At 29.8% G+C, this 6,511-nt stretch carries 8 protein-coding genes; 6 read left to right on the top strand and 2 right to left on the bottom strand.

Features of this window, described 5'->3' with window-relative positions; all coding sequences use genetic code 11:
- Positions 1–92 precede the first annotated feature (92 nt).
- Together U9R23_02570 and U9R23_02565 are read right to left on the bottom strand one after the other, a co-directional pair.
- Entirely contained in the window at positions 93–476 is a 384-nt protein-coding gene (locus U9R23_02570) for a GxxExxY protein (GenBank protein ID MEA3475319.1), read from the bottom strand.
- Between the two features lie 83 nt (positions 477–559).
- Positions 560–1,105, bottom strand: coding sequence for a pyruvate ferredoxin oxidoreductase subunit gamma (locus tag U9R23_02565; GenBank protein ID MEA3475318.1), 546 nt, complete (start codon positions 1,103–1,105; stop codon positions 560–562).
- Between the two features lie 257 nt (positions 1,106–1,362).
- Between U9R23_02565 and U9R23_02560 the strand changes: the two genes are divergently transcribed.
- From U9R23_02560 to era, 6 genes are read left to right on the top strand one after another with little or no spacing between them, the layout of a single operon-like run.
- Positions 1,363–2,565: a divergent polysaccharide deacetylase family protein gene (locus tag U9R23_02560; GenBank protein MEA3475317.1), complete on the top strand. Its 1,203-nt coding sequence runs from the start codon at positions 1,363–1,365 to the stop codon at positions 2,563–2,565.
- On the top strand, positions 2,562–3,365 hold the full coding sequence (uppP, locus tag U9R23_02555) for an undecaprenyl-diphosphatase UppP (protein MEA3475316.1): 804 nt from the start codon (positions 2,562–2,564) through the stop codon (positions 3,363–3,365). The genes U9R23_02560 and uppP overlap by 4 nt, the downstream gene beginning before the upstream one ends.
- Positions 3,366–3,388: 23 nt before the next feature.
- A complete protein-coding gene (scpB, locus tag U9R23_02550; protein MEA3475315.1) occupies positions 3,389–3,940 on the top strand; it encodes an SMC-Scp complex subunit ScpB in 552 nt (183 codons plus the stop codon).
- Positions 3,941–3,992: 52 nt separating this feature from the next.
- The gene (locus tag U9R23_02545; protein ID MEA3475314.1) at positions 3,993–4,352 is read left to right on the top strand and encodes a four helix bundle protein; all 360 of its coding nucleotides are present in this window, start codon (positions 3,993–3,995) and stop codon (positions 4,350–4,352) included.
- A 53-nt stretch (positions 4,353–4,405) separates the two neighbouring features.
- On the top strand, positions 4,406–5,416 hold the full coding sequence (gene holA / locus U9R23_02540) for a DNA polymerase III subunit delta (GenBank protein ID MEA3475313.1): 1,011 nt from the start codon (positions 4,406–4,408) through the stop codon (positions 5,414–5,416).
- Positions 5,409–6,296: a GTPase Era gene (era, locus tag U9R23_02535; protein ID MEA3475312.1), complete on the top strand. Its 888-nt coding sequence runs from the start codon at positions 5,409–5,411 to the stop codon at positions 6,294–6,296. Before holA ends, era begins: the two co-directional genes overlap by 8 nt.
- The last annotated feature ends 215 nt before the right edge of the window (positions 6,297–6,511 follow it).

Genomic DNA, 6,511 nt, shown 5'->3' with positions numbered 1-6,511 from the left:
ACCCAAAGGAGACGCAAAGACCGCTAAGACTTACTATAAAAATTACAGCATTTAATTCAAAGGAGGCATCCCAACATATCGGAACCAAAACTCTACTCCTCCAGATTGTTTACCAATCTTTTAATACCGTCTTTTAGTAGTTTAACATTAAAATTGATTAGCAGTCCTAATTTGCATTTACTTAATTTCAAATAGGTTAAAACTTGAGCAATATGAACATCCTTCAGAGCTTCTACAGATTTTATTTCAATAATTACTTTGTTCTCAATCAATAAATCAACACGATATCCAATATCGCATTTTACATCCTTATAGATTAAAGGAAGTCCAACCTGTCGTCTAACATTTAATCCTCTAAGTGTTAACTCTCTTTCCATACCAGTTTCATAAGCTGATTCTAATAACCCAGGTCCAAGTATCTTATGGACTTCAATGGCCGCCCCAATTATTATTCTTGATAACTCATTCTCGGTCATTTTTATCTTCCATTCTTTGTGTCCTTTGCGTCTTCTTCGCGCACTTTGCGGTTAAATTTCCAACAGTTAAATTCCAGGTTCATTTATGTAATAGAATTATATGCTTGGCGAGCAGCTTTTTTGTTTTCTTCTTTCATTCTTGGAATAGCAGAATCAATCCCCTTATCAACCGCATCCATTTCAACCATACCAGTAATTTTTGCAAAAGCACCAACAGCAGCAGTATTCACAATTGGAGCAGATATTGAACCAAGATGATTTTCAACTGCAATTTTGGTGGCATCCACAGTATACACCTTATACTCATTACCAAAATTATAACTTTCTGGTTTTTTATCAGAATTGATTAATATCCAGCCACCTTTCTTAAGACCGCTTGTTACATCAACAACTTCAATTAAAGTTGGGTCAAGCACAATTATTCCATCTGGATAATAGATTTGTGAGCGAATCTGAACTGGTTTATCATCAATTCTTGTAAAAGCTTCAACTGGAGCGCCTCGTCTTTCTACTCCGAATCTTGGGAATGCCTGAACATATTTTCCGCCTTGAAAGGCCGCTTCTGCCAGAACAAATGAAGCTTTCACCGCTCCTTGACCTCCGCGGCCATGCATACGAATTTCTATCATATCGCCTCCTGAATTTTTTTAAGTGTTAAACTTTTTGGATATTTATAAATTGTCAAATAATAACTACTATTTATTGCCAATAAATAAAGCGGTGCTAAAATATTGAAAACATTTACAAATATCAAAAGAGTTTTCATATATTAAATTAACAAAATTAAATTTTAATATCCATTTATTTAAAAAATTCTTTGTCAATAATTTTGACAAATATTTTCTAAGTATAATTTTTATGATTATAAATATTAATAAAATATCTTATGGCTAATAAAAAAAGAAGAAAGTATGTAAAGAGATCTCATAAGAAAAATAAACAAAATAAACCCTTATCTAAAATTTTTCTTATTATTGCTGCTATCATAATTGCTATCTTCTTTATATGGCAGTTAATCACTACATACCATCAACAAAAAAAGAAAGAACCTACTCTCACTATCCGGGAAAATTCAGCAAAGATAGACTCTAGAAAGACTATAAAATCACAAGTTGAATCTGCAATAGATTATGCTTTAAAAAGACTTGAGGTTCCAGATGAATTTATTGAAACAAAAATAAAAGGGAATACGATTATAAAAAAAATTGTTCTTGATACTAACCAATTAAGTTTAACAATTGCAAATATCTTCATAACTGATAAAGTAAAAGAAGCAGGCGGTCAGGTTATAACTGTCAAGGAAAGTAATGATGGAAACTCAATTGAAATGAAATTATATGACCCAAAGATAAAAAAATACTTCCTTTTGAAAATAGGCAATGATACTAATAAAATTTACAAAAAAATTACACAACTATCTATTTTAATAGATGATTTTGGATACTTTTCTGGAGGATTGTTAGAAAAGTTTCTATCACTTGATAAGAATATTAACTTTTCAATATTACCTGAACTCCCTTATAGTCAAGAGGTTATGCAAAAAGCGTATAATCAAGGGCGGGAAACCATCATTCATATCCCAATGGAGCCAATCAGTTATCCTCAAAATGACCCAGGTAAAAATGCTATCTTCGTAAATCTATCAGAAAAAGAAATTGAAAAACGAGTAAGAAAATATATAAAAAATCTACCATTATGCATAGGGGCTAATAATCATATGGGCTCACTCGCAATGCAATATAGAAATGTTGTATCTCCAGTACTAAAAGTTCTTAAAGAAAATAATTTGTTTTTTATTGATAGTAGAACCACTCCAAAGACAATTGGATATGAATTGGCGCAGGAGATGGGAATTCCTACTTATATGATAAATTTCTTTTTAGATACAGTAACCTATTCTGACAGGGTTTCAACAAAAACAAAGAGATTATTGGAGCTTGCAAAAAACCAAAACGAAATTGTTGTAATAAGCCATTGCACTTTGGAAAGCTTAAAAGAATTAAAACAAATACTGGAAAATATTGAGGACAAGAATTTCAAACTCGTGCCTATTTCTGAGATTGTCTTACCTGAAGAATACGCTATATGAACATTATAAACTCAATAATTTTAGGAATTGTTCAGGGATTAACCGAATTCCTTCCAGTAAGTAGTTCAGGACATCTTGTTATTTTTCAAGAATTATTAAAATATAATAAACCAGGTATTCTTTTTGAAATAATTGTCCATATTGGGACCTTAACTGCTGTAATAGTTTACTTTAGAAAAGATATTGTGAAACTGATTATTGCTGTATTTAGTTGGAAAAAAGATAGAGATAATGAGATAAAATCTTATCAACATATGCTTCTTCATCTAATAATTGCTTCTATTGTCACAGGAATAATTGGTCTAATTTTTCAAGATATTTTGGAATCATTCTTTGATAATATCCTCATGGTATCTATTATGTTGTTAGTTACAGGTTTAATACTATTTATTTCTGACAAAGTAAAAAATACAAATAGGGAGCAATTAAATTTGCCTACCTCACTTTTTATCGGCTTTGCTCAGAGCATAGCGATAATACCTGGTATCTCCCGTTCTGGTTCAACTATTTCAGCGGGTATATTTGCTGGATTAAAAAGAGATATTGCAGTTAGATTTGCTTTTCTGCTTTCCATTCCAGCAATTATTGGTGCTGTTATTTTAAAGAGCAAAGAATTGTCTGATGTAATAACTCATGATTTATTATTACCATATCTGCTTGCTGGTATATCCGCTGCAATTGTCGGTTATCTTTCCATTTCATTATTAATACAATTAATTAAAAAAGCAAAATTGATATATTTCTCCATATACTGCTGGATTGTTGGATGTTTGACAATTGGCATAACCCTGTTAAAATAAATTAAATCTACTAAAGTATAATTATGGAATTAAAAAATAAAATAGAAGCTTTAATATTTGCTTCTGAGAAGTCAATATCTGCTAAAGATATTGCAAAATATATTGAAGTTGATGATTTAGAAGTTATTGAAAAAGCTATTGATAAGTTGAATGATATATACCAAAACAATGGCAGACCATTCTGTATTAGAAAGGTGGCTGGAGGTTATCAATTTGCAACAAACAAGAAGTTTTATCCTCTTATAAAGAAGCTTTACAAAGAACAGAAGACTATTCATCTGTCAAATCCAGCTATGGAGGTTCTGGCTATCATCGCATATCATCAGCCTATTACAAGAGCAAAAATTGATGCTATTCGTGGAGTAAATTCTACCTATCACATTCACAATTTACTTGAGGTAAAACTTATTAAAATCGCTGGCAGATTAAAAAGATTAGGAAGACCCATCTTATATGGAACAACAGATAAATTCTTAAAATTCTTTGGGATAAATGATATACAGGATTTGCCTGATTCTCACCAGATTAAGGAAATTATGGGTTATGATATAGCAAAAGCTCAAAAAATGGATTGACGATTGATTATTGACTATTTACAATTGTCAATTGACAATAGAAAATTAAATGATGGATGAAAAAGAATTAAAGAATCGAACTAAAAAGTTTGCACATCGTTGTGTGAAATTGAGCATAGCTTTACCTAAAACTTATTTGGGAAACCATATAAAAGGTCAATTGATCAGGTGTTCTACTTCTGTTGCTGCAAACTATCAAGCTGTATGTATAGCACATTCAAAAGCAAGTTTCATCTCAAAATTAAGTATTGTTATAGAAGAGGTAGATGTCCCGATTAATCGGGATTGGTTGGAGTTCATAATAGATGAACAATTATTAAACAAGAAATTAATCATCCCTTTATTTAAAGAAGCTGAAGAATTACTATCCATTTTTATTAAATCTAGAAAAACAGCAAGAAAAAACCTATAATGTTCGCCTATTACAAATTGTCAATTGACAATAGAAAATAGTAAATTTAAAATATGAAAAGAAAGCTAAAATACTTTGACCTATTAAATGAATTAAATGTCGGTAAGATACATCAAGTCTATTTTTTAACAGAAGAGGAAAGCTTTTTAAAGGATAAAACTCTTGGAATACTTCAAAAAAAAATTGTCTCCCAAAAATATAAAGACTTCAATCTTTCTGTCTTTTTTGGAGAAGAAGCAAAATCTGTTCAAATTTTAGAAGCACTTAGAACTCCACCAGTTCTTAGCGATAAAAAATTGGTTATCATAAGAAATTTCCACAAACTTCAACCATCAGATAAAAAGAAAATCTTAAACTATATTGAACATCCTATCCAGGAATCAGTTCTTGTAATTGAAACTAAAAAAGTTAAACTAAGAACAGATATATATGCAAAACTATTAAAAAAAGTGCCGACATACTATTTTTATCATCCCTATAATGAAAATGATGCTGAACGATTCCTACAGATAGAAGCGAGAAAACATAATAAATTATTTTCCGAAGATGCTCTAAAACTTATGGTTGATTATATTGGATTGAACTATCAAGAACTAAATAACGAATTACAAAAATTAGTCCTATTCCTATCTGATAAGAATAGAATTGAAGTTGATGATATTAATAGTTGTATTATAACTTATAGGGGAAATTCAATCTATGAATTGCAAGACGCACTTGCTAAAAAAGATATTAAGCTATCTATGAGAATTTTAGAAAATCTGCTTGCAAATGACATTTCGCCAATTTTAATAATAATTATGATAACAAGGTTTTTCAAAACCATCTGGAAAATCACAATCCTTATATCCCAAAACAATCAAAATAACAAAGAAATAGAAAATAATATGACTGGCTTTTACAAAGTACAAAATTTGATTAGGCAAGCTTCAAAATTCAACTTAAATGATTTTCCGAAAATCTTTCATATCCTTTTAGATACAGATTATAAGCTAAAATCTTTAAGTATTAATAAGAAAATAATTCTTGAATTAATGATTTATAGAATATGTAGAAATGTTTGAAAATAAAAATTTCAAATCTGGCTTTGTTTCAATAATTGGAAAGCCCAATGTTGGCAAATCAAGTTTGATGAATGCTTTTTTGGAGCAAAAGCTATCAATCATTACACCTAAACCACAAACAACAAGACAGAACATTTTAGGAATTCTTACGGAAAAAGATTATCAGATTGTTTTTATTGATACTCCCGGTTTTCTGAAACCAAGATATTTGCTTCAGCAAAAAATGCAAAAGTCAATCTTGAATTCACTGAAAGATGCGGATATCACAATCTTTATAAGTGATATAACAACTTTTCCCACTGAATATGATAATCAGGTTTGCGAACTTATTCAAAAACTTAGCATAAAAAAAATTGCTGCTATAAACAAAATTGATTTAGCAGAAAATAATTCTATTGAGAAAGCAGGTATTACCCTTAAAAAATTTGAATTTGATGGAATATATTTTATTTCAGCTAAAAATGGAATTAATATATCAAATCTTAAAAATGAAATTATCAATTTTCTCCCTTATCATTTTCCATATTATCCAGAAGATGATTTATCTGCTCAAACAACAAGGTTCTTCACTCAAGAAATAATTAGGGAAAAAATCTTTAAATATCTCAAACAAGAGCTGCCATATTCGTCTGCTGTTATAATTGAACAATTCTCTGAATCAGAAGATAAAGCAGAGATTTTCGCTAATATTTATGTTGAAACTAATTCTCAGAAGAAGATAATTATTGGTTCAGAAGGAGAGCTAATAAAAAAAATCCGTAAAGTTGCAGAAAGAGATATTCGTTACTTAATTAAGAAAAAAGTGAAATTACATCTCTGGATAAAAGTTCGCAAAAATTGGAGAAAAAAGGAAAGAATCTTAAAAGAGTTTGGGTATTGATATAGAATGTATTATAGTATCTTATCAATAAAATTTGTGTAAAATTTGGCATCCCAATATATCGGGATTATTATGTCTGGAAATCCTTTTATATAAGCGGTTAAATGACTAATTATTCACCCCGTTGGATAGAAAAGCTTATCCAACGGGGCAAGAATATCAAATTTCTAATAATCCCGACTTGTCGGGACAAATATCAAATACCAAATATAAAA

The sequence above is a fragment of the Candidatus Cloacimonadota bacterium genome, assembly GCA_034722995.1.
Taxonomy (GTDB): Bacteria; Cloacimonadota; Cloacimonadia; order JGIOTU-2; family JGIOTU-2; genus JAGMCF01.
Note: the sequence above shows the minus strand (reverse complement) of the source record. Positions and strands in the feature narration are given on the sequence as shown.

Coding starts and splice junctions, on each gene's coding strand:
- scpB (MEA3475315.1), top strand. CDS start 3,389: ATGGAATTAAAAAATAAAATAGAAGCTTTAATATTTGCTTCTGAGAAG.
- era (MEA3475312.1), top strand. CDS start 5,409: ATGTTTGAAAATAAAAATTTCAAATCTGGCTTTGTTTCAATAATTGGA.
- uppP (MEA3475316.1), top strand. CDS start 2,562: ATGAACATTATAAACTCAATAATTTTAGGAATTGTTCAGGGATTAACC.
- U9R23_02560 (MEA3475317.1), top strand. CDS start 1,363: ATGGCTAATAAAAAAAGAAGAAAGTATGTAAAGAGATCTCATAAGAAA.
- holA (MEA3475313.1), top strand. CDS start 4,406: ATGAAAAGAAAGCTAAAATACTTTGACCTATTAAATGAATTAAATGTC.
- U9R23_02570 (MEA3475319.1), bottom strand. CDS start 476: ATGACCGAGAATGAGTTATCAAGAATAATAATTGGGGCGGCCATTGAA.
- U9R23_02545 (MEA3475314.1), top strand. CDS start 3,993: ATGGATGAAAAAGAATTAAAGAATCGAACTAAAAAGTTTGCACATCGT.
- U9R23_02565 (MEA3475318.1), bottom strand. CDS start 1,105: ATGATAGAAATTCGTATGCATGGCCGCGGAGGTCAAGGAGCGGTGAAA.